Source organism: Lutibacter agarilyticus (assembly GCF_900188235.1).
Lineage (GTDB): Bacteria > Bacteroidota > Bacteroidia > Flavobacteriales > Flavobacteriaceae > Lutibacter > Lutibacter agarilyticus.
In genome coordinates this window covers 617,339-641,933 of the sequence record NZ_FZNT01000001.1, presented here as the reverse complement: position 1 = coordinate 641,933, position 24,595 = coordinate 617,339, and the positions used below count along the sequence as shown (strand labels likewise).

18 protein-coding genes and 1 tRNA gene are annotated in these 24,595 nt (G+C 30.2%); 10 read left to right on the top strand and 9 right to left on the bottom strand.

Features of this window, described 5'->3' with window-relative positions; genetic code table 11:
• Positions 1–80 precede the first annotated feature (80 nt).
• Complete coding sequence (ppdK, locus tag CHB67_RS02570) at positions 81–2,810, bottom strand: pyruvate, phosphate dikinase (RefSeq protein ID WP_089380165.1); 2,730 nt, start codon at positions 2,808–2,810, stop codon at positions 81–83.
• Positions 2,811–3,140: 330 nt separating this feature from the next.
• On the opposite strand from ppdK, the gene CHB67_RS02565 reads away from it, so the two are divergent.
• From CHB67_RS02565 to CHB67_RS02555, 3 genes are read left to right on the top strand one after another with little or no spacing between them, the layout of a single operon-like run.
• Positions 3,141–4,388, top strand: a complete 1,248-nt coding sequence (locus CHB67_RS02565; RefSeq protein ID WP_089380164.1) for an ABC transporter permease — start codon at positions 3,141–3,143, stop codon at positions 4,386–4,388.
• A gap of 10 nt (positions 4,389–4,398) precedes the next feature.
• Positions 4,399–5,658, top strand: a complete 1,260-nt coding sequence (locus CHB67_RS02560) for an ABC transporter permease (protein WP_089380163.1) — start codon at positions 4,399–4,401, stop codon at positions 5,656–5,658.
• A 27-nt stretch (positions 5,659–5,685) separates the two neighbouring features.
• Positions 5,686–6,786 carry an efflux RND transporter periplasmic adaptor subunit gene (locus CHB67_RS02555; RefSeq protein WP_089380162.1) on the top strand — a complete coding sequence of 367 codons (1,101 nt, stop codon included), beginning with the start codon at positions 5,686–5,688 and terminating at the stop codon, positions 6,784–6,786.
• 196 nt (positions 6,787–6,982) lie between these two features.
• Here the strand turns inward: CHB67_RS02555 and CHB67_RS02550 are convergent, their stop codons facing one another.
• From CHB67_RS02550 to CHB67_RS02530, 5 genes are all read right to left on the bottom strand, one after another.
• Entirely contained in the window at positions 6,983–8,299 is a 1,317-nt protein-coding gene (locus tag CHB67_RS02550; RefSeq protein WP_089380161.1) for a TolC family protein, read from the bottom strand.
• Positions 8,289–11,540, bottom strand: coding sequence for an efflux RND transporter permease subunit (locus CHB67_RS02545; RefSeq protein WP_089380160.1), 3,252 nt, complete (start codon positions 11,538–11,540; stop codon positions 8,289–8,291). The genes CHB67_RS02550 and CHB67_RS02545 overlap by 11 nt, the downstream gene beginning before the upstream one ends.
• Positions 11,540–12,661 carry an efflux RND transporter periplasmic adaptor subunit gene (locus CHB67_RS02540; protein WP_089380159.1) on the bottom strand — a complete coding sequence of 374 codons (1,122 nt, stop codon included), beginning with the start codon at positions 12,659–12,661 and terminating at the stop codon, positions 11,540–11,542. The genes CHB67_RS02545 and CHB67_RS02540 overlap by 1 nt, the downstream gene beginning before the upstream one ends.
• A 26-nt stretch (positions 12,662–12,687) precedes the next feature.
• Complete coding sequence (locus CHB67_RS02535) at positions 12,688–13,077, bottom strand: MarR family winged helix-turn-helix transcriptional regulator (RefSeq protein ID WP_089380158.1); 390 nt, start codon at positions 13,075–13,077, stop codon at positions 12,688–12,690.
• Between the two features lie 190 nt (positions 13,078–13,267).
• On the bottom strand, positions 13,268–14,122 hold the full coding sequence (locus CHB67_RS02530; protein ID WP_089380157.1) for a leucine-rich repeat domain-containing protein: 855 nt from the start codon (positions 14,120–14,122) through the stop codon (positions 13,268–13,270).
• Positions 14,123–14,360: 238 nt separating this feature from the next.
• On the opposite strand from CHB67_RS02530, the gene bshB1 reads away from it, so the two are divergent.
• The 4 genes from bshB1 (at position 14,361) to CHB67_RS02510 (ending at position 16,674) form a co-directional block, all read left to right on the top strand.
• Positions 14,361–15,077: a bacillithiol biosynthesis deacetylase BshB1 gene (gene bshB1, locus CHB67_RS02525; protein ID WP_089380156.1), complete on the top strand. Its 717-nt coding sequence runs from the start codon at positions 14,361–14,363 to the stop codon at positions 15,075–15,077.
• A 50-nt stretch (positions 15,078–15,127) separates the two neighbouring features.
• Positions 15,128–15,203: transfer RNA gene (locus tag CHB67_RS02520), tRNA-His, on the top strand.
• A gap of 120 nt (positions 15,204–15,323) precedes the next feature.
• Positions 15,324–16,010: a tetratricopeptide repeat protein gene (locus tag CHB67_RS02515; RefSeq protein ID WP_089380155.1), complete on the top strand. Its 687-nt coding sequence runs from the start codon at positions 15,324–15,326 to the stop codon at positions 16,008–16,010.
• Positions 16,011–16,479: 469 nt separating this feature from the next.
• The gene (locus CHB67_RS02510; protein ID WP_089380154.1) at positions 16,480–16,674 is read left to right on the top strand and encodes a hypothetical protein; all 195 of its coding nucleotides are present in this window, start codon (positions 16,480–16,482) and stop codon (positions 16,672–16,674) included.
• Positions 16,675–16,770: 96 nt separating this feature from the next.
• On the opposite strand, the gene uvrA is transcribed toward CHB67_RS02510, so the two are convergent.
• On the bottom strand, positions 16,771–19,557 hold the full coding sequence (gene uvrA, locus CHB67_RS02505) for an excinuclease ABC subunit UvrA (RefSeq protein ID WP_089380153.1): 2,787 nt from the start codon (positions 19,555–19,557) through the stop codon (positions 16,771–16,773).
• 229 nt (positions 19,558–19,786) lie between these two features.
• Between uvrA and CHB67_RS02500 the strand changes: the two genes are divergently transcribed.
• From CHB67_RS02500 to CHB67_RS02495, 3 genes are all read left to right on the top strand, one after another.
• Positions 19,787–20,371 (top strand): RNA polymerase sigma factor, encoded by a 585-nt coding sequence (locus CHB67_RS02500; protein WP_089380152.1) that lies wholly within the window; start codon positions 19,787–19,789, stop codon positions 20,369–20,371.
• Between the two features lie 46 nt (positions 20,372–20,417).
• On the top strand, positions 20,418–20,558 hold the full coding sequence (locus CHB67_RS17125) for a hypothetical protein (RefSeq protein ID WP_176461193.1): 141 nt from the start codon (positions 20,418–20,420) through the stop codon (positions 20,556–20,558).
• A gap of 163 nt (positions 20,559–20,721) precedes the next feature.
• Positions 20,722–21,306, top strand: a complete 585-nt coding sequence (locus CHB67_RS02495) for a DUF4136 domain-containing protein (RefSeq protein WP_089380151.1) — start codon at positions 20,722–20,724, stop codon at positions 21,304–21,306.
• Positions 21,307–21,360: 54 nt separating this feature from the next.
• Here CHB67_RS02495 and rmuC read toward each other — a convergent pair whose 3' ends face one another.
• Both rmuC and CHB67_RS02485 read right to left on the bottom strand, forming a co-directional pair.
• Positions 21,361–22,683 (bottom strand): DNA recombination protein RmuC, encoded by a 1,323-nt coding sequence (gene rmuC, locus CHB67_RS02490; protein WP_089380150.1) that lies wholly within the window; start codon positions 22,681–22,683, stop codon positions 21,361–21,363.
• Positions 22,684–22,731: 48 nt separating this feature from the next.
• A complete protein-coding gene (locus tag CHB67_RS02485; RefSeq protein ID WP_089380149.1) occupies positions 22,732–24,240 on the bottom strand; it encodes a reverse transcriptase domain-containing protein in 1,509 nt (502 codons plus the stop codon).
• Between the last annotated feature and the right edge of the window lie 355 nt (positions 24,241–24,595).

The following is a 24,595-nucleotide window of genomic DNA, read 5'->3' as shown; positions in this document are numbered from 1 at the left end:
TCAATTATTATGAGAACCTGAAACAAGTTCAGGTTGACGAAAAGTTTACTTTTTTTACAGCCCCTTTTTAAAACTATATATTAACCTTGTTTTTTAATCGCAGCTTGTGCTGAAGCAATACGTGCAATTGGAACTCTATAAGGAGAACAACTTACATAATTCATTCCAGTATTGTAACAGAATTCAACTGAACTTGGGTCACCACCGTGCTCACCACAAATACCGACTTTTAATTTTGGTTTTACACTTCTACCTTTATCAGTACCCATTTTAACCAATTGACCAACACCTTCTTGATCTAATACTTCAAAAGGATCAACTTTTAAAATGCCTTCTTCAATATAAACAGGTAAGAATTTACCAGCATCATCACGAGAATAACCAAAAGTCATTTGCGTTAAATCATTTGTTCCGAAGGAAAAGAAATCTGCTTTAGCAGCAATTAAATCTGCGATTAAAGCTGCACGAGGAATTTCAATCATTGTTCCTACTAAATATTCAATTGTATCATTTCTCTCTTCAAAAACTTTATTGGCAGTAGCTCTAATAATAGCTTCTTGATTTTCAAATTCAGCAATTGTACCAATTAAAGGCACCATAATTTCTGGTTTTGCTTCAATACCTTTTTCTTTTAGATTTAAGGCTGCTTCAATAATTGCTCTTGCTTGCATTTCAGTTATTTCAGGATAAGTGATCCCTAGTCTACAACCTCTATGACCTAACATTGGGTTGAATTCTTCTAGTTCTGCAACTTTAATTTTTACAGCTTCTAAAGAAATATGCATGTCTTCAGCCAAACTTCTTTGAGTTTCTAATTGGTGAGGTACAAATTCATGTAAAGGCGGATCTAATAAGCGAACGGTAACAGGTAATCCTGCCATTGCTTCAAAAATACCTTCAAAATCTGAACGTTGCATTGGTAATAATTCATTCAATGCTTCTTTTCTACCTTTTAAGGTATCTGCTAAAATCATTTCACGCATTGCTTTGATACGGTCAACTTCAAAAAACATATGTTCAGTTCTTGTTAATCCAATACCTTGAGCACCAAATTTCACCGCTACTTTAGCGTCTTTTGGAGAGTCAGCATTTGTTCTAACATTCATTGTTGTGTATTTGTCTGATAATTTCATTAATTCAGCAAATTCACCACTTAATTCAGGTTCACTTGTAGCAACTTTACCTTCAATAATATTACCTGTAGAACCATTTAATGAAATCCAATCACCTTCTTGATATACATGGCCATCAACAGTTAACGTTCTTCTTTTGTAATTAATCTTTAAAGCACCTGCTCCAGAAACACAACATTTACCCATACCACGAGCAACAACAGCTGCGTGAGAAGTCATACCACCACGAGCAGTTAAAATACCTTTAGCAATATTCATTCCTTCTAAATCTTCAGGAGAAGTTTCTATACGTACTAAAATACTACTCTTGTAATTATCAGCTTCATCAGCAAAAAATACAATTTTACCTGTAGCTGCACCAGGTGAAGCAGGTAACCCTTGTGCAATTACATTTGCTCTTTTTAATGCTTTCGGATCAAAAACAGGATGTAATAGCTCATCTAATTTTGAAGGCTCTATTTGTAATAGTGCTTCTTTTTCAGTAATTAAACCTTCTTTTAATGAATCCATAGCAATTTTAACCATTGCTGCACCTGTACGTTTACCGTTACGCGTTTGAAGTATCCATAATTTACCATTTTGCATGGTAAATTCCATATCTTGCATGTCTCTGTAATGCAATTCTAATTTTTCTTGGTATTCATTTAGTTCATTATAAATTTCAGGCATTAGCTCTTCTAAAGAAGGATAGTTTTCTGCTCTGTCTTCTTCTTCAACTTTTGCTAATTTCGCCCAACGCAAAGATCCTAATTTTGTGATTTGCTGTGGAGTTCTTGTTCCTGCCACCACATCTTCACCCTGTGCATTTATTAAATATTCTCCATTAAAAACATTTTCACCCGTACCAGCATCACGCGTAAAACAAACTCCAGTTCCAGAGTTTTCACCCATATTACCATATACCATAGCTTGTACATTTACAGCGGTTCCCCATTCACCAGGATAACCATTCATAGTTCTATAATAAACAGCTCTATCACCATTCCAACTATTGAAAACAGCTACAACAGCACCCCATAATTGATCCCAAGGGTTCGTAGGAAAATCGTGTCCTGTACGTTTTTTAACAGCTTCTTTAAAGTCGTAAACTAAATCTTTTAAATCTTGAATGGTAAACTGCGTATCTAATTCAATACTACGTTTGTGTTTCAAGGCTTCCATAATTTCTTCAAAAGGATCAATATCCTCTTTTGATTCAGGTTTCATACCTAAAACAACATCTCCATACATTTGAATAAAGCGTCTGTATGAATCCCAAGCAAAACGCTCATTACCAGATTTTTCAGCCAATCCAATTACAACATCATCATTTAAACCTAAGTTTAAAACAGTATCCATCATACCGGGCATTGAAACTCTTGCTCCAGAACGTACAGAAACTAACAATGGGTTTTCTTTGTCTCCAAATTCAGTTCCCATAATAGTTTCAATATTCGCTATGGAATCTTCAACTTCTTGTTTTATCATTTTAACTACAGCATCTTGGCCAAGTTGGTTGTATTCTGTACAAACCTCAGTAGTAATTGTAAATCCGGGAGGTACCGGGATTCCAATTAAACTCATTTCAGCTAAATTTGCTCCTTTTCCCCCTAAGAGGTTTTTCATTGTACTATTACCATCGGCATCTTTGTTGCCGAACTTGTACACTCTAGTTTTTACTTCTTGTAGTGTGTTCATGTTTGATTCGTATTATATTAATTTTGGTTTTACTCTATAAATTTAGAGATATATGGGTTATTTTAGTATGACTTTTGTCATTATTTCAAGAGTAATTGATTAAATATCATTATTATTGCTTATGTATGTAAATGCAATTAATAAAATAAAAAGTGAGAGGAGTTCATTTTTTGAATTGTTATTTTAGTGATTCGATCATTTTTAAAATCAACATTTAAGCTAAATTTAACAATTGTCCGTAGAAATAAAATTAATTTTAGTGTAACAAAAAGTGTAGTTTAAGCGTCTTTAATAAAGGAACCCTCTTAAAATTATCACCTAAACCAAATTATGTTTGATATAGATCGCTGGCAAGAAATATTTGAAACTATCAGAAAAAATAAGTTAAGAACTTTTCTTACGGGGATTTCTGTTGCTTCAGGTATTTTTATTTTAGTGATATTGTTAGGCTTTGGACAGGGGATGGAAAATGGTATTCGAAAAGAATTTGAAGCCGATGCTACGAATAGAATATGGGTGTGGACTAGAGTTACCACTAAAGAGTATAAAGGACTAAATCCGGGTAGAAGAATTGAGTTGAGCAATGAAGATTATGCAAATTTAAATACACTTTATAAAGATGATATAGAATACAAATCAGATTTGTTTCGTATTCGTGGTGCTACCATCAATTATAAAGAAGAATCTGTTTCGTACGGAGTTAACGGAATAAGCCCTAATTACCAACAAATTGAAAATCAAAGTATGGTACTAGGTCGGTATATTAATTATGCCGATTTAAAAGCGAAGAATAAAGTAATTGTAATTAGTCGTAAAATTCAAAAAGAGCTTTTAAAAGATATTGAAAATCCTTTGAATGAATATGTGCAGCTTTCAGGAATTAATTTTAAAATTATTGGTATTTATAGCGATGCAGGTGGTGATAGAGAAGAAGATCGTGTTTTTATACCAATTACTACAGCACAAAATATTTTTAATGGAGCAAACAAAATAGCTAATTTAGGGTTTACGGTTAAGCCTGAAGATAATTTTGATAAAGCTTTAGCTGTTTCTAATCAATTTACAGATAATGTAAAACGATATTTACAAGAATCTCATATTGTAGCACCTGATGATACCAGTGCTATTAACGTTCATAACGCTATAAATGAAGCCAAACGTTTCTATACATTGACAAGTAATATTGCTGCTTTTTTCTGGTTTGTCGGTATTTGTACCATTATTGCAGGTGTAGTAGGGGTAAGCAATATAATGCTGATTATTGTTAAGGAAAGAACAAAAGAAATTGGCATTCGGAAAGCTTTAGGAGCGAAGCCTTGGTCTATTATAGGAATGATTTTACAAGAGTCTATTTTTGTAACAGGTGTTTCAGGTTTTGCCGGACTCATATTAAGTATGGCTTTATTAGAAGTTGTAGGACCAAATATTGAAGTAGATTATGTGTTAAATCCGTCAGTAAATTTTTCAATGGCTATTACAATGGTCATTGTTTTAATTATTGCTGGTGCTTTGGCCGGATTTATACCCGCTTGGAAAGCAGCACATATTCAACCAGTAAAAGCTTTAAGCCACGAATAAAACGTACATAATGTTTAATAAAGACCGTTGGAACGAAATAATTGAAGTACTATCCAGTAATTGGGTAAGAACGCTGCTGACTGCTTTTGGTGTTTTTTGGGGTATCTTCATTTTAATATTGTTATTAGCGGCAGGAAAAGGGCTTGAAAACGGTATTAAACAAGGTTTTGGCGATGCAGCTACCAATACAATGTTTATGTGGACCAGAACCATTACAAAATCTTACGACGGTATGGCTAAAGGTAGACGGTATAGTTATCGTTTAAGTGATGTTTCAGACATTCGAGAAAATGTACCTAATTTACGATTTATTTCTCCTAGAAATCAGTTAGGCGGTTTTAGAGGCGCAAATAATGTAATACGTGGTTTAAATGTAGGTGCTTACAATGTGTATGGCGATTATCCTGAGATTATAAAACAAGAACCTATGGATATAAGTTCAGGACGTTTTATTAATTATGCTGATATTAATGGGAAAAGAAAAGTTGCTGTAATTGGTGAAGCTGTTAAAACAGGTTTGTATGAAAAAGGTGAAAATCCGATAGGAACTTATATAAAAATACAAGGAGTTAATTTTATGGTGATTGGCACCTATAAAAAGAAAAATACTGGTGGTGATGGTGAAGAATCTCAAAGTCAAATATTTGTACCATTTACAGCTTTTTCACAAGCTTTTAATCGTGGAGACAAAGTAGGGTGGATGGCAATTACAGCAAATGATGGAACACCTATAACAGCTATAAAAAATCAAATTTTTGACATTGTTAAAAAGAACCATAAAATACATCCTGATGATCGACGTGCTGTTGGGCATTTCGATTTATATGAAGAATTTAGCAGGGTAGAAAGCCTGTTTACAGCATTAAAAGTGATTGCCTATTTTGTAGGTACTTTGGTGTTAATTTCTGGAATTATTGGTGTAAGTAACATTATGTTAATTGTTGTAAAAGAGCGAACTAAAGAAATTGGAATTAGAAGAGCGTTAGGCGCTTCACCCAATACCATACGCGGTCAAATTTTAACAGAATCGGTTTTTTTAACCATTATATCGGGTATGGCAGGTATTGTGTTTGGAGCAGTTTGTATTTATGGTATAAATTACGCAATAGATGCATCAGGACCAATAGACATGTTTGCCAATCCTAGTGTTAATTTAGGCGTAATTACAACAGCCTTAACTATATTAATTTTATCAGGTTTATTTGCAGGTTTTATTCCTGCTCAAAATGCAATACGCTTAAAACCCGTTGATGCTTTAAGAAATGAATAATTATCAATTATCTAAGAATACAATTCAATGAAAAAATCAGTTACCATTTTTGTTTTAATTTTTATAGTCGTTACTTTTAGTGCTGCGATGTACTATTTATATCAAAAAAATGCCGAAGATCCTGTTGTTTATACTACAGAGAAAGCTTCAGTACAAACAATTGTTAAAAAAACTGTGGCTACAGGAAGTATCATTCCTTTGGAAGAAGTACTTATTAAACCTAACATTTCAGGAGTTATTGAAGAAATATATGTTGAAGGTGGAGACATTTTACAAGCAGGAGATTTAATTGCAAAAATAAAAGTAATCCCTAATTCTTCAGCCTTAAACAATGCTAAGAACGCTATCGAAACTGCCAAAATAACATTAGATAATAACCGTAGAGATTATCACCGTCAAAAAGAGCTATTTGCTAAAGGAGTAATTTCTCGCAAAGAATTAGAAACTTCTGAAGTCGCTTTTATTCAAGCAGAACAACGTTACAAAGCAGCCAATCAAAACTACGACATTGTGAAAACGGGTTCAACAATGGGTTTAGGAAATTCCGCAAATACTTTAATTCGTTCTACGGTAGCTGGAATGGTTTTAGAAATGCCTGTTGAAGTTGGAAACCAAGTAATTGAAAGTAATAATTTTAATGATGGAACAACCATTGCCGTTTTAGCTGATGTAAATAAAATGATTTTTGAAGGAAATGTTGATGAGTCTGAAATTGGGAAAATTAAAGAAGGTTTGCCTTTGGAAATAACTGTTGGAGCTATTGAAGACATTACATTTGATGCGGTATTAGATTATATTGCACCAAAAGGAAAATTAGAAAATGGTGCTGTTCAGTTTGAAATTAAAGGAACCTTAAAAAAGCAAGATACTACGTTTATTCGTGCTGGCTTAAGTGCCAATGCTTCCATAATTTTAGCGAAAGCTGAAGATGTTTTAGCCATTAAAGAAGCGTTGTTACAATTTGATGAAGATACTAAAAAACCTTATGTTGAATTAAAGACAGGAGATAAACAATTTGAAAAAACAACTGTTGAAACAGGAATTAGCAATGGTATTTATGTTGAAATATTAAGCGGTATTTCTGAAACTGATGAAATTAAAGTTTGGAACGCTTTAAAACCTGAATAAAACATTATAAAAAACAAAAAAGGCTGATTAAAAAACGAAATTTTCATCAACCTGGACTTGATTCAGGTTCTCGTAGTCGCTAAACTAAATATGATGAGATTCTGAAATAACACTTCGACAAGCTCTGTGTGACATATTCAGAATGACGGCTTTCAATATTTTTTAAACAGCCTTTTTTATAGTTAATTTTCAGTATTTAAAATTGAATATTTAATAAATCTCCGGTTAAGTTGATTAAGAAAATTTCGGCATTTTTAGCTTCAAACTTTGCACTGTTTAAGTTAGATAGTGCATTTAATAAATTTACTTGTGCCAATCTAAATTCAATAGAAGTAATTTGACCTAATTTAAATTGCTCTTCCGATCTTTCAAAATTGCGTTTATTGGTTTCAACATTTACTTCTTCAGCATTCATAATAAAAATAGCATTGTTGTAAATCTCTAATGCATTTGCAACATTTCGTTCTAATTCATTGGAAACTAATTCTTTTTGAACTTTCACATTTTCTGCATTAATTTTAGAATTCTGAATTCTTGTTTTTGTTGAGCCGCCATCAAAAATATTCCAATTTAAAGTAACTCCAGCGTTAAACCCGTCCGATTCTAAGGTTTTAAACAACGAAGTTTGATTGTTGTTAGATTGATTAAAGCCATAAGACGTATTTAAATTTAGAAAAGGGTAAAGGCTAGATTTGCTTATTTTAATATCGTATTCACTAATTACAATATTTTTATCAATCTTCTGAATTTCAACATTGTATTGTTTTGCTTTTTCTAATAACTGATTGAATTCAAAAATTAAATTAAATTCAACATTGGTAACTACGGTAAAATCTTCAGTTACATTTCTTCCTAATAATAAATTTAAATTTCGCTTAGAATTAGCTAATAATCGTTGTTCGTTAATTAAGCTAATACTATCGTTATTTACATCTACTTCAGCGTTTAAAACCTCTAATTTGGTGTTTTGACCGTATTCAAAACCATAAGTCATTCTTGTTAAACGTTGTTTAGAAATAATTAAGGATTCGGCAATGTTTTTTTGATTTTCAGTAATGCGCGCAACTTCATAATAATTGGTGAAAATTTGAAGTAAAGAATTTTGAATTACCGTTTCGGCTTCTAATTCTGATAAATTGTATTGTTCCTTTAATCTTTTGTAATTATAAGACCTTCCTAAACCATCAAAAAGTGTGTAGTTTAAACCTACGGATCCATTATAACGAGAAGATTCTGCATGCTTAATTTCAACAGTACTACCATCTTGTCTTGTTGCTGTTGAATTGTCATTACTATAACTAGCACCTCCATTTGCTAAAACACTAGGTAAATAACCACTATTGTAAATACTAGCATTGTTTTCAGCAATCTTTACAGAATTTTCTGCAATTCGAATACCGTAATTGTTTTCTAAAGCGAGGCCAACAGCAGTTTCCTTGGTTAAAAGTTCTTGAGCTCTACTTACCGAAAAACTCAAGAAAAGTAGTATGATTAGGCTGTTTTTATAACTCATTTTCCTTGTTTTTTTGTGTAATTATTTTTCTATCCAAATCTTCATTTAAATCAACGTTTTCGTTCATTTTTTCATCTTCATTGCTTTTTAACTCAATAATTGCTCTTTCAACTTCTTCTTTTGTAACAGGTTTGCCGGTAATCATCCATTTAACAAATACTTTAATAGAATTTGCGACAGATAAAAATAAAGGAAGCATTACAAGCGTTAGTACAGTTGCAATCATAATTCCGTATGAAATAGAAATTGCCATAGGTTTTAAAAATTGCGCCTGTCTGCTTTTTTCTAACAATAATGGAGCTAAACCAGCAACCGTTGTAATAGTTGTTAAAACAATGGCTCTAAACCTTGATTTTCCTGCTTGTAATAGCGCATCGTCAAACTTCATTCCTTCTTTTAAATAACCATTAAATTTTTCAATCAACACCAAACCGTCATTCACCATAATACCAATTAGCGCAATAATACCAAGCCAGGATAAAATATTTATAGGGAAACCGTGAATCCAGTGCCCCCAAACAACTCCAATTAAACTAAAAGGAATCATTAACAATAGTAAAATAGGTTGATCGTACGATCTAAACGTAAACGCAATGGTTAAATAGATAAGCGCTAAAATTATAAAACCAACTTTTTTTGCGGAATTAACCGTTTTATTAGCCTCTCTATTTTGTCCTTCATAAGCCGCTGAAACTGTGGGGTATTTTGAAACAATTTCAGGCATTATGGTATTTTTAATATCATCAATAATATCTGTAGCACTTTCACCAGGAGTTTTCATATCTGCTGAAACCTGAATTTCTCGTTTACCACTTAAATGATTGATTAAAATCTCGCCACGTTCAATTTCATACGTTGCTATTTCCGAAAAAGGAACTCTAGCATTTGTAGGCGTAGTAATCCACATATCATCCAAGTTTTTAATGGAAGAGCGATCTTCTCTTTTATAACGTACCCAAATTTTAATTTCATCTTGTCCACGTTGAAAACGTTGCGCTTGTAAACCAAAGAATCCAGAACGCACTTGGCTCATAACCGATTGTAAGTTTAAGCCCAATAAATACGCGTTGTCTTTTAATTGAATTCGGACTTCTTTAATTCCGGCAGGATCGTTATCTGTAATATCTTTTAGCAGAGGGTTTTCGCTTAAAACTTCTTTTAATTCAATTTTTGCAGCTTTTAATTCTTGAATATTATTCCCTAGCAAAGACACTGCAACAGGGCTTCCTCCAAAATTTCCTCCAGAACCAAACGTTAAACTCTCAACACCATAAACAGTTCCTACTTTTTCACGAATGGCGTTATTTATTTCAGGTGAAGAAAAATCACGTGTTTCACCAGGTAATAAATTAATGGTTAAACTTCCGTTTGCTGAACCAGGACCAATTCGTTTAATAATATTTTGAATAACAGGCACATTACCCGTTTGTTTTTGAGTGTACTCATCATTAACTTCCCAAGCAGCAGTTTCAATTTCAGAAATGATAGAATCTGTTATTTTCTCATTAGTACCTTGTAACATTTTTAAATTGATAGAAACTCGATCACTTGCAATAGAAGGGAAGAACGATGTTTTTACAATTCCGCCTCCAAGACCACCAATACTAAAAATTAACAAGGCAATAGGAATTGCAAAACCTAAAGCTTTATTATTTAGAAAGAATTTTAAATATGGAACATAAATAGCATCTCTAAAAGCAAAAAGGTATTTTTCTGCCGTTTGATTTACCTTAAAAAAGAAGGTGTTTATCTTATTTCTTTTTTTCTCTTTTTTTACCAATGCTTTAGAATGTGCAATATGCGCAGGTAAAATAATAAGAGCCTCAATTAATGACACGCCTAAAGTTAACATTACAACTAAAGATACTTCACTAAAAAAGTTCCCTATCCGCCCATCTAAAAAGAAAAAAGTTGAGAATGCAATTATTGTTGTTAAAATTGCTGAAACAATTGGAGGAATCACTTCTAATGTACCATCAATTGCAGCTTGTACAGGAGTCTTTCCTTTTTCATAATGGTGATAAATATTTTCTCCAATTACAATACCATCATCAACCAAAATACCAATTACAATAATCATCCCGAATAAGGATAAAACATTGATGGTAATACCTAAATTAGCCGCAAACATAAACATTCCGAAAAAAGCAATAGGAATACCAGCAGCTACCCAAAAAGCCAAACGAACATTTAAAAATAATGCTAAAAAGAACAAAACTAAAAGCACCCCCATTATGGCGTTATCTCTAAGTAATTCTGTACGTTGGGTTAAAGTAATTGAGGAATCACTAGAAACATTTAATTGAACATTATCGTATTGTTGATTGAACTTTTCAATATATTCTTTTACGCTAGCAGCTGAACTAATTAAATCCTCACTATTGGTATTACTTACCGTAATATTAATAGATTTTTGACCGTTGTAAAAAATCCTGTCAGGTGTTTCAGACCAGGTATCATTTACATCAGCAATATCTTGTAAACGAATAATATTACCTGTAGGCGCTGCTTTAACAACAATATTTAAAATTTCATTTCCATAATAATTTCTATTTCGTGCCCTAATTAAATAATCTTCGTCGTCGGTTTTAATATTTCCACCAGATATTAATAGGTTTGTTCTACTAACAGCTGCTGAAACTTCGGCAAAAGTTAAATTGTATGCTCTTAAATCTTTTTCTCGAACAGCAATTTCAATTTCTTGGTCAGGAAAACCTGAAAGACTAACTTGAGAAATTCCTTCGATGTTTCTTAAATCGTTTTCTACTATACGAGCATATTCTTTTAGTGTTGCAAGGTCTAAATTTTCACCTGTAATAATAAAACTAATAGTTGATCTTATATTTTCAATTTTAGCAACCACAGGAGGCTCCATTCCTGAAGGAAAGGAGGGAACTCTGTCTACAGCATTTTTTACATCGGCTAAAACAACATCAATATCTTTACCTTTGATAACTTCAATATTAACAGTTGCAGAATTTTCTCTTGAAACCGATGTAACCCTATCAACACCAACAATTCCTTTTAAATTATCTTCAATTTTTAATACCACACCTTCTTCCATTTCTTGAGGAGAAGCACCTGGGTAGGTTAAATTAATAGAGATATTTTGAGAATCTGTTAGCGGAAAAAAAGAAGATTTCATAGATAAAGCACCTACAATACCAAAAGCTACAAATGCAAGAATAAAAATATTTACTGCAACGGGGAATTTTATAAAATAAGTAATTATTTTTCTCATTATTCTGCAGGTTTTTCGTTATAAACCTTCACTAACATACCTGAATGCGCACCAGGCACTACTTTTGAAAGTAACTGCGTGCCATTAGTAAGATTTTTTACAATTACCGTGTTCTTGTTTTCAAAAGCAACATCTACATCAATTAAATCTAACACAGTATCCTTTACAATATATAATTTTGAATTATCAATCAGTAATTTTCTTGAAACTTCAAAAGCATTTTCTTCAGATTTTGCTTCTAAAACAACTTCTAAATATTGACCTTCTTTTAACGCTTCACCTGTAACTTGTATAAATGCCATAATAGTTTGTGTAGCAGCATCAACTTTACCATTGATACGAACTACTTTACCAACCCAAGAATTCGTTTTTTCTAAATTGGATAATTCTACATTTTTACCAACTTGTAGTAGATTTCGGTATTCAGATTTTACAGCAACACCAATTTCATAAACTGAAGGATTGATAAATTCTCCAAGTTTTTGACCTGGACGAACCAACGCACCAGGATTTACCAAAGATTCGGTTAAAATTCCATTGAAAGGTGCTCTTAAATTATATTTGGCCAATTTGGCTTCTAAGTTTTTAACATTAAAATAGCTCGTTAAAATACCACGACCAGAAATAAAAAACTTCTCCTTATCTGTATTTGTTAATGGGAGCGGAGCAATAGGTGTATTTATTGAAAAGCTGTTTATATACTTTTCCCATTTAGCATATTCTTCAGGATAATCCATTCTTATATCAGGCATAATAGCCGTTAAAACATTGAATAAATTACTTTTTTGAGCTTGTAAATTCGCGTAAAATTCATCACTATTAATTTTTATGATAGTTTCACCTTTTTTAAATGAAGTTCCTGGTCTGAAATCTTTTGAAGTTGGCATTAACACCCCTTGAACTTCTGAATAAATTTCAATTTTATTTTTAGCCTCTAAATTTCCATTCGCTGTAATTAAAACAGGAATTGACTTATTTTCTACAGTTTCAGTAAAAACCGTTTTCACTATTTTATTAAAACGTGGTTTTGGTTTTTGTTTGTTGTCTATTAAATATTTAGCTAAAAAAGATGCTCCAGCTAAAAGTACAATGGCAAGTATTACGGTAATTCCTTTTCTCATTATATATAAATTGGGTGATTGTTAAACTAGATTGTTTGTTTTTTTAAATTTAATTGAATTTTAGACATTATATTTATAAAACTATTCATCTCATCTTCAGTAATGCCCTCTTGAATTTTTAAAACACTATTTAATATTAAAGGTTTTGTTTTTAAAAACAACTCGCTTCCTTTGGTTGTGATATTAATAATGTTTTTGCGTGAATCTTTTTTAGATTGAACTCTAGATACTAGTAGGTTTTTCTCCATACCATTAATTAATCTCGTAAGTGAGGCTTTATTTCTATCTGTAATAAAAGCAAGTTCGTTTTGAATAACTCCTTTATGGTTTTCACTTAAAATTTTCAAGATAATCCATTGTTGTTTGCTTATAGCTATATTGTGTTCATGAAAAACATCAGCTATATAAGCATTCATTAATTTAGAGGTTTTACCAAGCCAAGGAGCTATGGTTTGATTGAAATCTGTTGTTTTGATAATGGGTTTGAGTTTTGATTGTTGTTGACAAATATACTATATACCAAAATGGTTGCAGATGCAACTATGTTAAAATCTTCATAAAAAAAAAGCTACCCAATGGATAGCTTTTTTTGTCGTAATTTATTAATTATTGAGGTAAGATAGTCGCTTGTGTTAGTGGATATGCTTCTGTAATAACTTCTTTAGGATTATTACCAAATTCTATCACTTTTAATTGAGGTAAATTTTTAATAGATGAATTAATAATACCAGTTAATCTATTATTATTTAATAGTAAAATTTCTAAATTAGTAAGTAAAGATAATTCACTAGGAATTTGACCTTCAAATAAATTATTAGACAATGCTAATTCTTTTAAATTGTTTAATTGACCAATTTCTGTTGGAATATCACCATACATAGAATTGTCAAAAACACTTAATACTGTTAACTTATTTAAGTTTGCAATACCAGCATAAAATTTACCAGATAATTTATTGCTACTTAATTGTAAAATTTCTAAAGAAGTTAAATTGTATATAGAAGATGGAATAGTACCGCTTAAAAAATTATTATATAATGATAATTCTTTTAGGTTAGTTAAATTCCCAATATTAGTTGGTATTTCACCTTCGAATTGATTCATAAATAAATTCAATGTTTCTAAATTTTCTAATGAAGTAATTTCAGTTGGAATTGCACCATGAATTTGATTAAAACCTACATTCAATGTTTTTAAAGAAACTAAATTTTGAATGGACTTTGGAAGTGTACCATTCAAATTATTCATGGTTAAATCAATTGCTGTAATTTTATTATCAGAAACAGTTATACCATACCAATCAGTTACATCAGCATTTAAATTCCAAGTTGTATTCCATTGTTCACCATTAGTTGATTCAAATAAATCAATTAATGCATTTTTTTCTGAAAGAGAAACCTGTGCAAAACCAATAAACGATATGGTAAAGATAAGTAGGGTTAGGGTTAAAGATTTTTTCATAATTTTGGGGTCTTAAAATTTAGTTAGTAATCTAAATATGAAGCTAATATATAAAACATTATTTGGAAACACAAATAAAAACTACCATTTATTAGGTTTTTCATACCGTTTGTTGAAAAACCTTACTTTTCTAGGGTTTTTCATTACCGCTTAAAAAAGGTATTTTTCTTAGTTAAATATCAAAAAAAGATGATTTAAATTATTCTATATTTGTACCATATACAATTTAAGATTTAGTATGAAATTAGATATATTAGCCATTGGTGCACATCCTGATGATGTTGAGTTGGGGTGTGGAGCAACTATTGCTAAAGAAATAGCTTTAGGTAAAAAAGTAGGAATTTTAGATTTAACACGTGGTGAATTAGGGACACGTGGTTCTGCTGAAATTCGTGATAATGAAGCAACAAAAGCCGCCAAAATTTTAGGTGTTTCAATAAGAGAGAATTTACAATTTGCAGACGGTTTTTTTGAAAATAACAAAGAACATCAACTTGAAATTATTGAAATTATAAGAAAGTATCAGCCAGATATTGTACTGTGTAATGCTATTGATGATCGCCATATTGATCATCCTAAAGGAAGTAAATTAGTTTCTGACGCTTGTTTTTTATCTGGATTAAGAAAAATTGAAACATTTTATAAGGCGACATTGCAAAATGCTTGGAGGCCAAAACAAGTATATCATTATATACAATGGAAAAATTTAGAACCAGACTTTGTTGTTGATGTAACAGGGTATATTGATGTTAAATTAAATGCTGTAAAAGCTTATAGTTCACAATTTTACGACCCTAAAAGTAAAGAGCCAAGCTCTCCAATATCAAGTAAAAACTTTTTAGACAGTATCATTTACCGAGCACAAGACTTAGGAAGATTGGTAGGAACTGAATATGCAGAAGGCTTTAATTCAGAACGTTATGTAGCTGTAAAATCTTTTGATGATTTATTCTAAAAAAATGTTTGCATAAAAAAAGAAATGTTTTATATTTGCACCCGCAATATGGTGGTTGTAGCTCAGTTGGTTAGAGCATCGGTTTGTGGTACCGAGGGTCGCCGGTTCGAATCCGGTCTTCCACCCAAAATTTAAAGGTCTGTTTTTCAGACCTTTTTTTGTATTTTACAATTAAATTTTTAAGAAAAGATTTAGATATTTTGTTTATTAATTTTAATAGTTTTACGACATAATTCAATATTTACCATGAAAAACCTTATTTATATTTTAACATTTATTATTACAACCTCTGTTATTGCACAACAAAATACAACAATAGCTTTTGAAAAAAGTAAATTACAATTAGCAAAAACATACAATGATGAAAATATTATTACTTCATCTATATATAATATTATTGCTTTAGAAGGTCCACAAAGTACCTATAAAGACAGCTTGGCTTATATTTATTTTAACAAGCGTAATTTTGTATCTTGTTTTTTAGTGACCAATGATTTATTAAAAACGAAGCCAGATAATTTAGAACTTTTAGAAATGAATGCTGTTTCACTTGAATCTATGGGAGCTCTAGAAAAAGCTTTAGAGGCTTATGAGAATATATTCACAATAACAAACGATAATTATCAAGGGTACAAATTGGCTAGTATTCAATTTAGAATGAATAAAAATGAAGATGCTTATGCTACCATAAAAAAAGCTGACCAGCTTTCAGGTAACGAAACGTTGAAAGTTACCTTCCAAGTCAACCAAAATTACAGTCAAAATGTAAGCGTAAAAGCTGCAATTGCTTATTTGGAAGGATTGATTGCGCAAAGCTTGGAAAAGACTCCTGAAGCGAAATTATGTTTTGAACGTGCAATAAAATTGTTTCCAGATTTTGTATTGGCAAAAAGTAAGCTTGAAATTATAAATGCTCAAGAACAAGAAAAATAGTTGAATTTTTTACTTAAAAATATCTATACCTTATAGTTGTATATTTTACAACAATAATAATTGAGATTCCTTATTTTTTTAAGGAATCTCTTTTTTTTGCACTTTATCTACAAAAAAAACAACCTATTATTGTCTCTAAAAACATATATAATTCTACTATAATTTACTTTCCCCCCCCTAAGCAAAACACACTTTAAAAGCAATAAAATACACGAATAAATAAACAAATGGTAAAATATTTTGCATAAATGGTTGTTTTATAAATATTTTTTTTTACATTTACAGTGTTAAAACATCAAACCCCAAATAAAATAATCTGAGTTTTAATTTAATATGTTTGAATTAATCAGTGTGAACCCCAGTTGATTAAGTAACCCCATTAAGGTCATCAAACTTAATTCCTAAAAATTAAGTTTGATGATTTTAAAAGAAAAGAATTTAATTATGAACCCCTTATAACCCCACAACAATGAATTCTACTTTAAAATCAACCCCAGCAGACTTAACAAAAAATGAAAATTCAAATCATTTAAAAGTCATTAAGAGTCAAGACCACAAAGAAATGGCTGTTAAAAGAATATACATTAATACTTTAACACCAAACTTTACTTATAATAATAATTCAGGAGAATTAATAAAACCTAAAAATTGCGCTTTGTTATAAAAAACAAAACAATGTCCCCACAACAGTAGTTTTGTTAAGGTTAAATTAGGTTAGAAAGCAATTGTACAGTATTATAAGTATACATACAATTGCTTTTTATTGTTTTAATTTTTTAGCTAAAAAGGGAGCTGTATATGATTCTTTAGATTTTATTAGTTTTTCAGGCGTACCCTGAAATAACAAAGAACCTCCATTTTTACCACCTTCTTTCCCTAAATCAATTACATAATCGGCGCATTTAATAAGATCTATATTGTGTTCAATAACAATAATAGAATGCCCGTTTTCAATTAAAGCATTGAATGATTTTAATAATTTTTTAATATCATGAAAATGCAAACCTGTTGTTGGTTCATCAAAAATAAATAATGATTTACTTTGATTACTTCCTTTTACTAAAAAAGAAGCCAATTTAATACGTTGCGCTTCACCACCAGATAAAGTTGACGAAGACTGCCCTAAGGTTACGTACCCTAAACCAACATCTTGTAACGGTTTTAATTTCCGTACAATTTTAAATTCTTGATGATTGTTAAAAAATGTAATAGCATCATCTATAGTGCTGTTTAAAATATCATTAATTGATTTTTTATGAAATTTAACTTCTAAAACTTCTTTTTTGAACCGTTTACCTTTACATGTCTCACATTCCAAATGAACATCAGCCATAAATTGCATTTCAATAGTTACTTCACCTTCACCTTTACAAATCTCACAGCGTCCACCTTCAACATTAAATGAAAAATGTTTAGGCTGGTAATTTCTTATTTTTGATAATTTTTCTGAAGCAAATAACGCACGAATATCATCGTACGCTTTAATATATGTTACCGGATTTGATCTACTTGAGCGTCCAATTGGGTTTTGATTGATAAATTCTATGTGTTCAATTTTAGAAAAATCACCTTTAACCTCAGTATATTGACCTGCTTTTTCTCCGTAACCGCCAATTTTTTTCTGAATTACAGGATATAGAATTTTGCTTACCAATGTACTTTTTCCGCTTCCAGAAACACCTGTTATAACAGTTAAACTATTTAAAGGAAATGTAACATTGATATTTTTTAAATTGTTTTCTCTAGCTCCAATAATTTCAATTTTATATGTTGAAGTACGTCGCTTTTTAGGTACTTCAATTTGAAGTTTGTTGCTCAAATATTTTCCTGTTAAAGAATCTGCTTTTAAAATTTCATCATAAGTACCTTCAGCAACTATGTTTCCACCAAAAGTTCCTGCTTCAGGGCCAATATCAATAATTAAATCTGAAGCTTTCATAATATCTTCATCGTGTTCAACTACAATTACTGTGTTTCCTAAATCACGTAAATCTTTCAGTACCTGTATCAAACGCTCGGTATCTTTAGGGTGTAATCCGATACTTGGTTCATCTAAAATATACATAGAGCCTACTAAACTACTTCCTAAAGAAGTTGCTAAGTTAATTCGCTGACTTTCACCACCAGACAACGTATTTGAAGTTCTGTTTAACGTTAAATAATTTAGTCCAACATCATTCAAAAATTGCAATCTATTATTAATTTCAACCAACAAACGCTTGGCAATATTTTGCTCGTGAGTTTTAAGTTGTAATGTTTTAAAAAACTGAGCCAATTCATTTAAAGGTAAATCAACTAATTCACTAATATTTTTACCACTAATTTTTACATTATCAGTTTCAGTTCTTAATCGTTTACCGTTACAAGTAGTACATTTTGTTTTTCCTCGGTAGCGAGAAAGCATTACTCGGTATTGAATTTTATAACTTTGTTCTTCTAAAAATTTAAAAAATGAATGCAAGCCTTCAAAACTTGAATTTCCATTCCAAATAAGTTCTTTTGCTTTTTCTGGAATTTCAAACCAAGGTTTGTGAATAGGAATGTTAAATTTATAAGCGTGCGTTGTTAAATCGTCCTTGAACTTTTTAAAAGAATCTGATTTCCATGGTAAAATAGCGTCTTCATAAATAGAAAGGGAAGTATTAGGTATTACTAAATCTTCATCTATTCCAATTACATTTCCGTAACCTTCACAAGTAGGACAAGCACCATACGGATTGTTAAAACTAAACAAATGCGTATTAGGTTCTAAAAACTGAATGCCATCTAATTCAAATTTATTATTGAACAACGTTTGTTTTTGATTTTCAACAAATTCTAAAATACATTCGCCTTTACCTTCAAAAAAAGCAGTTTGAATAGCATCAGCTAAGCGATTAAAAAAATCTTCATCATCTTTTACCACAATACGATCAACAACTAAATAAAAATCGTGTTCAATTTCGCTATTAACTTCTTCAATTCTAATAACTTCACCTTTGTATTTTATTCTTGAATACCCTTGTTGCGCTAAAATTTTCAACGTTTGCACCACACTTCGATCACTTGGAATATGAACAGGTGATAACAATAATAATTTTGTTTTTAATGTTAGTTCTTTTACATAATTAACAACATCACTAACCGTGTGTTTTTTTACTTCATTATTTGAAATAGGAGAGTAGGTACTACCAATTCGGGCATACAATAATTTTAAATAATCATATATTTCTGTTGAAGTTCCAACGGTAGAACGCGGATTTGTAGCGTTTACTTTTTGTTCAATAGCAATGGCAGGAGCAATACCTTTAATATAATCAACTTTTGGCCTGTTTAACCTTCCTAAGAACTGACGGGCATAAGACGATAAACTTTCAACATATCTTCGCTGACCTTCAGCAAACAACGTATCAAAAGCCAAACTAGACTTTCCTGAACCAGAAAGCCCAGTGATAACAACTAGTTTATTTCTAGGTATTGCAACATCAATATTTTTTAAATTATGAAGTTTAGCTCCTTTTATTAGAATATTTTCTTTTGGATTTAATGCTGCTAGGTTTTTTGTCATTTTCTTTAAAAATAGTAGATAAATGCAAAGATAACTACAAAATTTCAGAATTAACAGTAAGGTTTCATTCGATTTTGTGTTAAAATAAGCTTTAAACACTATTAAATTTGGGATTTCAAAAAAAATACATGATATTTGAAATTCAAACTTTAAACAAACGCTTATAACATACAATTACTTTTTATACAATTAAACAAATACAAATTACACCCTTTAAACTGTATTTAATATGGAAAGTAAAGTTATAACTGACAGCGTTTTAGTTAGCAATTATATTTATGGAAACGAGAAATCCTTAGAGATTCTTATTATACGTCATAAACAACGAATATTTGGTTTTATTCAATCAAAAGTTTTAGACAGGGAAGTTGCTGAAGATATTTTTCAGGATACTTTTATAAAAGTAATTAACACCTTAAAAAAAGGGAATTACAATGAAGAAGGTAAATTTTTACCTTGGGTTATGCGCATTGCTCATAACCTAGTTATTGATCATTTCAGAAGAAATAAACGCATCCCTAAATTTAATAATACTGATGATTTTGATATTTTTTCAGTGATTAGTGATGAAGTTTTAAATGTTGAAAAACAATTGATACAAAATCAAATTTTAGACGATGTTAAAGAGTTGATTTCGGAATTACCCGATGATCAAAAAGAAGTATTATTAATGCGCATGTACAAAGATATGAGTTTTAAAGAAATTGCTGAAAATACCAATGTTAGTATAAATACGGCGTTAGGAAGAATGCGCTATGCGTTAATAAATTTAAGAAAATTGGTGGATAAATACCAAATTAGTTTGGTAAATTAAAATAAACAGATAATTTCATCGTTGATATAGTATAAAAAGATATTATATGATGAAACTTTACACTGAAAAGACTTCTTGTGAGGAACAACCAAGAAAAGAAATAATTCAATATTTACTAAATTATTCTAAGCAATTAAGAGTAGTTAAAACCAACCAAAACTGTACTATTGAATTACATTTGAATTAATGTTCTAAAGCCCATTTCAAAAAAAAATGAAATGGGCTTTTTTATAATTTATTAAGCTATACTTCATTTATTTTCTATTGAAAATTCTTATTTTTCACAAATTTTTAAGATATTTTTAAATTTCTTCCTATAAATTTGTTAGGATAATTTAAAATAACATCAAATGAAAAATGTATTTAAAAGTTTTATTGTAATTATATTTTCAATTTTTTTATTTGAGCCAGTAGTAGCACAAGTATCTTCCGATTACGATAAAGAAGCTGATTTTACTACATATAAAACATATAGTTTTGGTGGTTGGCAAGATGATAGCGGTAAAATAATTAATGATATTGATAAAAAACGTATAAAAGAATCTTTACAGGCTGAATTTGCTAGTAGAGGCATGACTTACAAAGCATCTGATGCAGATGTAATAGTGACACTTTTTTTTGTGATAGATAATAAAACAAGTACTACTGCTTATACTAACTTTAACGGAGGCATGGGAATGGGTTACGGTTACGGAAGAGGGTATTACAGACCTGGATGGGGTTGGGGCATGGGTTATGCAACAACAACATATAGTGAAAACGATTATCAAGTTGGAACTTTTGTAATTGATATATATGATACAAGTTCAAAAAAGTTAGTTTGGCAAGGTGTTTCTATAAAAACAATTAACACAAATGCAAATAAAAGAGCTAAAACAATTCCAAAAGGAATTAGAAAATTATTTAAGAAATACCCTGTTTCACCGATAAAATAATACCATAAAGCCCTAAAAAAGCTCTAAATTAAAATTTAATTTAGAGCTTTTTTTTTAATCTTCATCTTCTAAAGCTCTCTCTAACAGTCGATCATTAAAGTTCTTAGTACCTTTTGCCCCTAATTTTTTAATCTTCTCAACTTTTTTAATAAGATTTCCTGTACCTGTTAATTTTTTCATAGAAACATCATAAGAACCTTGGACTGTTTTTAGTTGATTTCCAACTTTAATTAAATCGTTGGTTAAGTTTACAAACTGATCATACAATCGTCCTGCATGAATTGCAATATCAATAGCATTTCGCTGTTGCTTTTCATTATTCCACATACTATCAATAGTACGCAATGTTGCTAAAAGCGTGGTTGGTGTAACAATTACAATATTTTTTTCAAAAGCTTTGTTATACAGTTGGTTATCACTATTTAAAGCAATAGCAAATGCTGGTTCAATAGGTATAAATAGCAATACAAAATCGGGTGAATCTATTTCGTAAATAGTTTCATATTTTTTTTCACTTAACTGTTCAATATGTCTTTTTAATGAATTTACGTGTTCTTTTAAAAATACTGATTTTTCTTCTTCTGTATCGGCATTTACATATTGTTCGTAAGCTGTTAACGATACTTTTGAATCGATAATCATTTTTTTATCGTCTGGTAAATGAATAACAACATCGGGCATAATTCGCTTATTTTCATCATTTACAAAGCTTTGCTGTACAAAATATTCACTATTTTTTTCTAAGCCTGATTTTTCTAAAACACGTTCTAAGACCAATTCGCCCCAGTTTCCTTGCGCTTTACTATCTCCTTTTAAAGCTTTGGTTAAATTAAGGGTTTCTTTACTCATTTGAAGGTTTAAATCTTTTAAACCAACAATTTGTTGACGTAAAGCAGCATGATAATCAATACTTTCTTTATGCGTATCTTCTACCTTTTTTTCAAAAGTTTGAATTCTTTCCTGTAAAGGATTTAGAATTCTTTTTATATTTTCTTGATTTTGCTCAGTGAATTTAGCGGACTTATCTTCTAAAATTTTACTAGCCAATAATTCAAAATCTTTGGTGAATTTTTCTTGTAATTTAGATACTTCATTTTTATTTTCAAGTAGTTTTTCTTCTAAGTTTTTCAGCTCTGACACCTTTTGTGTATACTTTAAATCAATTTCATGTTTCTGTGCATTTAAGTTGCTTTTTTCTTCATTTAATAAATTGATTGTGTCACTGTTAAGTACCTTTTCTTCAAGTAATAGTTTATTTTTAATTTCTAGTTCTGAAGTTACTTTTTCTAAGTTGTTTTTAGTGAGAAGTTTCCCAATAATAAAGCCAATAGCAGCAAAAACCAATACTAATACCACAAAAATTATATATTCATTCATATCTTATAAAGTATATTGTAAAAGTAATAAAATATGCTTATAAATATTTTATTCAGTTTCTTTTTTTGAATTAGAAAATTCATATTTTGATATTGTTTTTTGAAGTATTTTCCAATGATTTTTTAATTGCCTTTTGATTTCTGGAGCATTAAGGTCATCTGCAGCTCTATAAGCATAGCGCAAGTAGTTACCTCTAAATTTTCTTTCGAAAGGAGTTGTAACTGCTTTTCCCTCTATAAATTCTGTTCTTTTAGATGGCAAAAATCTGGAATCAACACCTTTAAAGCTGTAAAGCCTATACAACTTACGTTTAAACAAAGGTGCTTCATCTAATAAATGTTTTTCTTTAATATGTTCAACACGTTTATATTTACGTTTTACAGTGTGTTTCATTTCTCTGTAAAACTTAGCCAAATTTTTAGATTTTATTAAAGTTTGGTAGCCGTAAAATTCAAAACCAAGATAATTCAAAGGAATGTTTTCTACAATTCTTTCGTTTTCAAGTTTATAACATTGTAATCTTCCATTATTTAATTTAAACAATGTCTTTTCAGTTTTTTCAAGAGATATAACTAAATCAATTTTATCAATTTCCTCTTCAACAGTCTTTTCTATCATAGAAATTTGATCTTTACCACATATAACAACAATATCATCAGAATACCTTCTGTAAAATACATTATGTTTTAAAGTTAACCTTTCAATTATAGCTTCATCAAAAGAAAGCATATAAATATTAGCTAATAAAGCACTAATAGGTAACCCTTGTGGAATTCCAATTAATTTTCCATCTTTTTTAACTTGATTTTTATGAATAATTATTTCGGAATCAATTAAATCTTTAATGTTTTCAAAAAAAGTATGTTTACCAAGTTTCTTTAATCTTGATAGCTCTTTTTCATCAAAATGGCCTTTCTTGGTTTTTAAATCTTTCAGTTTAACATATGAAAACCTAGTAATTGCTTTAAAAAGGTTGTAATGGTCTTTTGGTAATGTTTTAGTTCCTAGCAGTTTTGCCCAAGCTAATTTTAATTTCTTATGATTAAGAGTAGGGAAGAAGTTTTCTATATCTAAAACTAATGTTACACAATTTTTCCTTTTCTTAATCTCATCAAAAACATCTTTAGCAAAATGTACATTATTTTTGAACTTAACTTTATCATCTGTTTCTAGTTTCCTATAAGCGGTTATTGAATTAGATAAAACAATATTTTTAGCTAAGTATTTTTCATATTTGGGAGCTATTATTTGTTGCGCATAAAATGAATATACATGAGCATCTAGATGTGAAGCATATAGTATTTTTCTGATTTTAGAATTTGAAACTATTTTACCATTTTCAACCTTTTTATGCGAGCGTTTAATTTCTCCATTAAAACTAGATACTTTATACCTTCTTTGCTTTATTTCTTTATAAATAAGCGGCAAAAAAGAATGTTTAGAAACCTTTTGAGGATTTAAAACATAACGCTGTATATTTTTTCTAACTGACAATGGTGTTTTGTTAGAAAAATGAGGGTAACCCCGATCTTTAAACCAATCTTTTTCTTTTCTCATAGCTATTAAAAAGTAAGAAAAGTTCTCGCACGTATTTATAATGAAATAAAACCTACATCTTTTGAAGATTGAACCATTAGCCGAATTCTCGACTCACGCTGACTTAGTACATATCTTTGTCTAAATTAAATAAACAAAAGATGATAAATATATTACTGAAAGCTATAGAAGCCATACTGATAGTCTGCAACCCTTGGGATGCATCCCAGGAGTTGGTTCAACTCTTAGAAGATATACTTACATTTCTGATAATTAACAATTATTTAACGTTTAATATTTGTTTAATTGAAGAAATTTACAAAATTCTTAATCTCCATATTTATTAACCCTTTTAAAAATAAAAGGTTGGATTAAG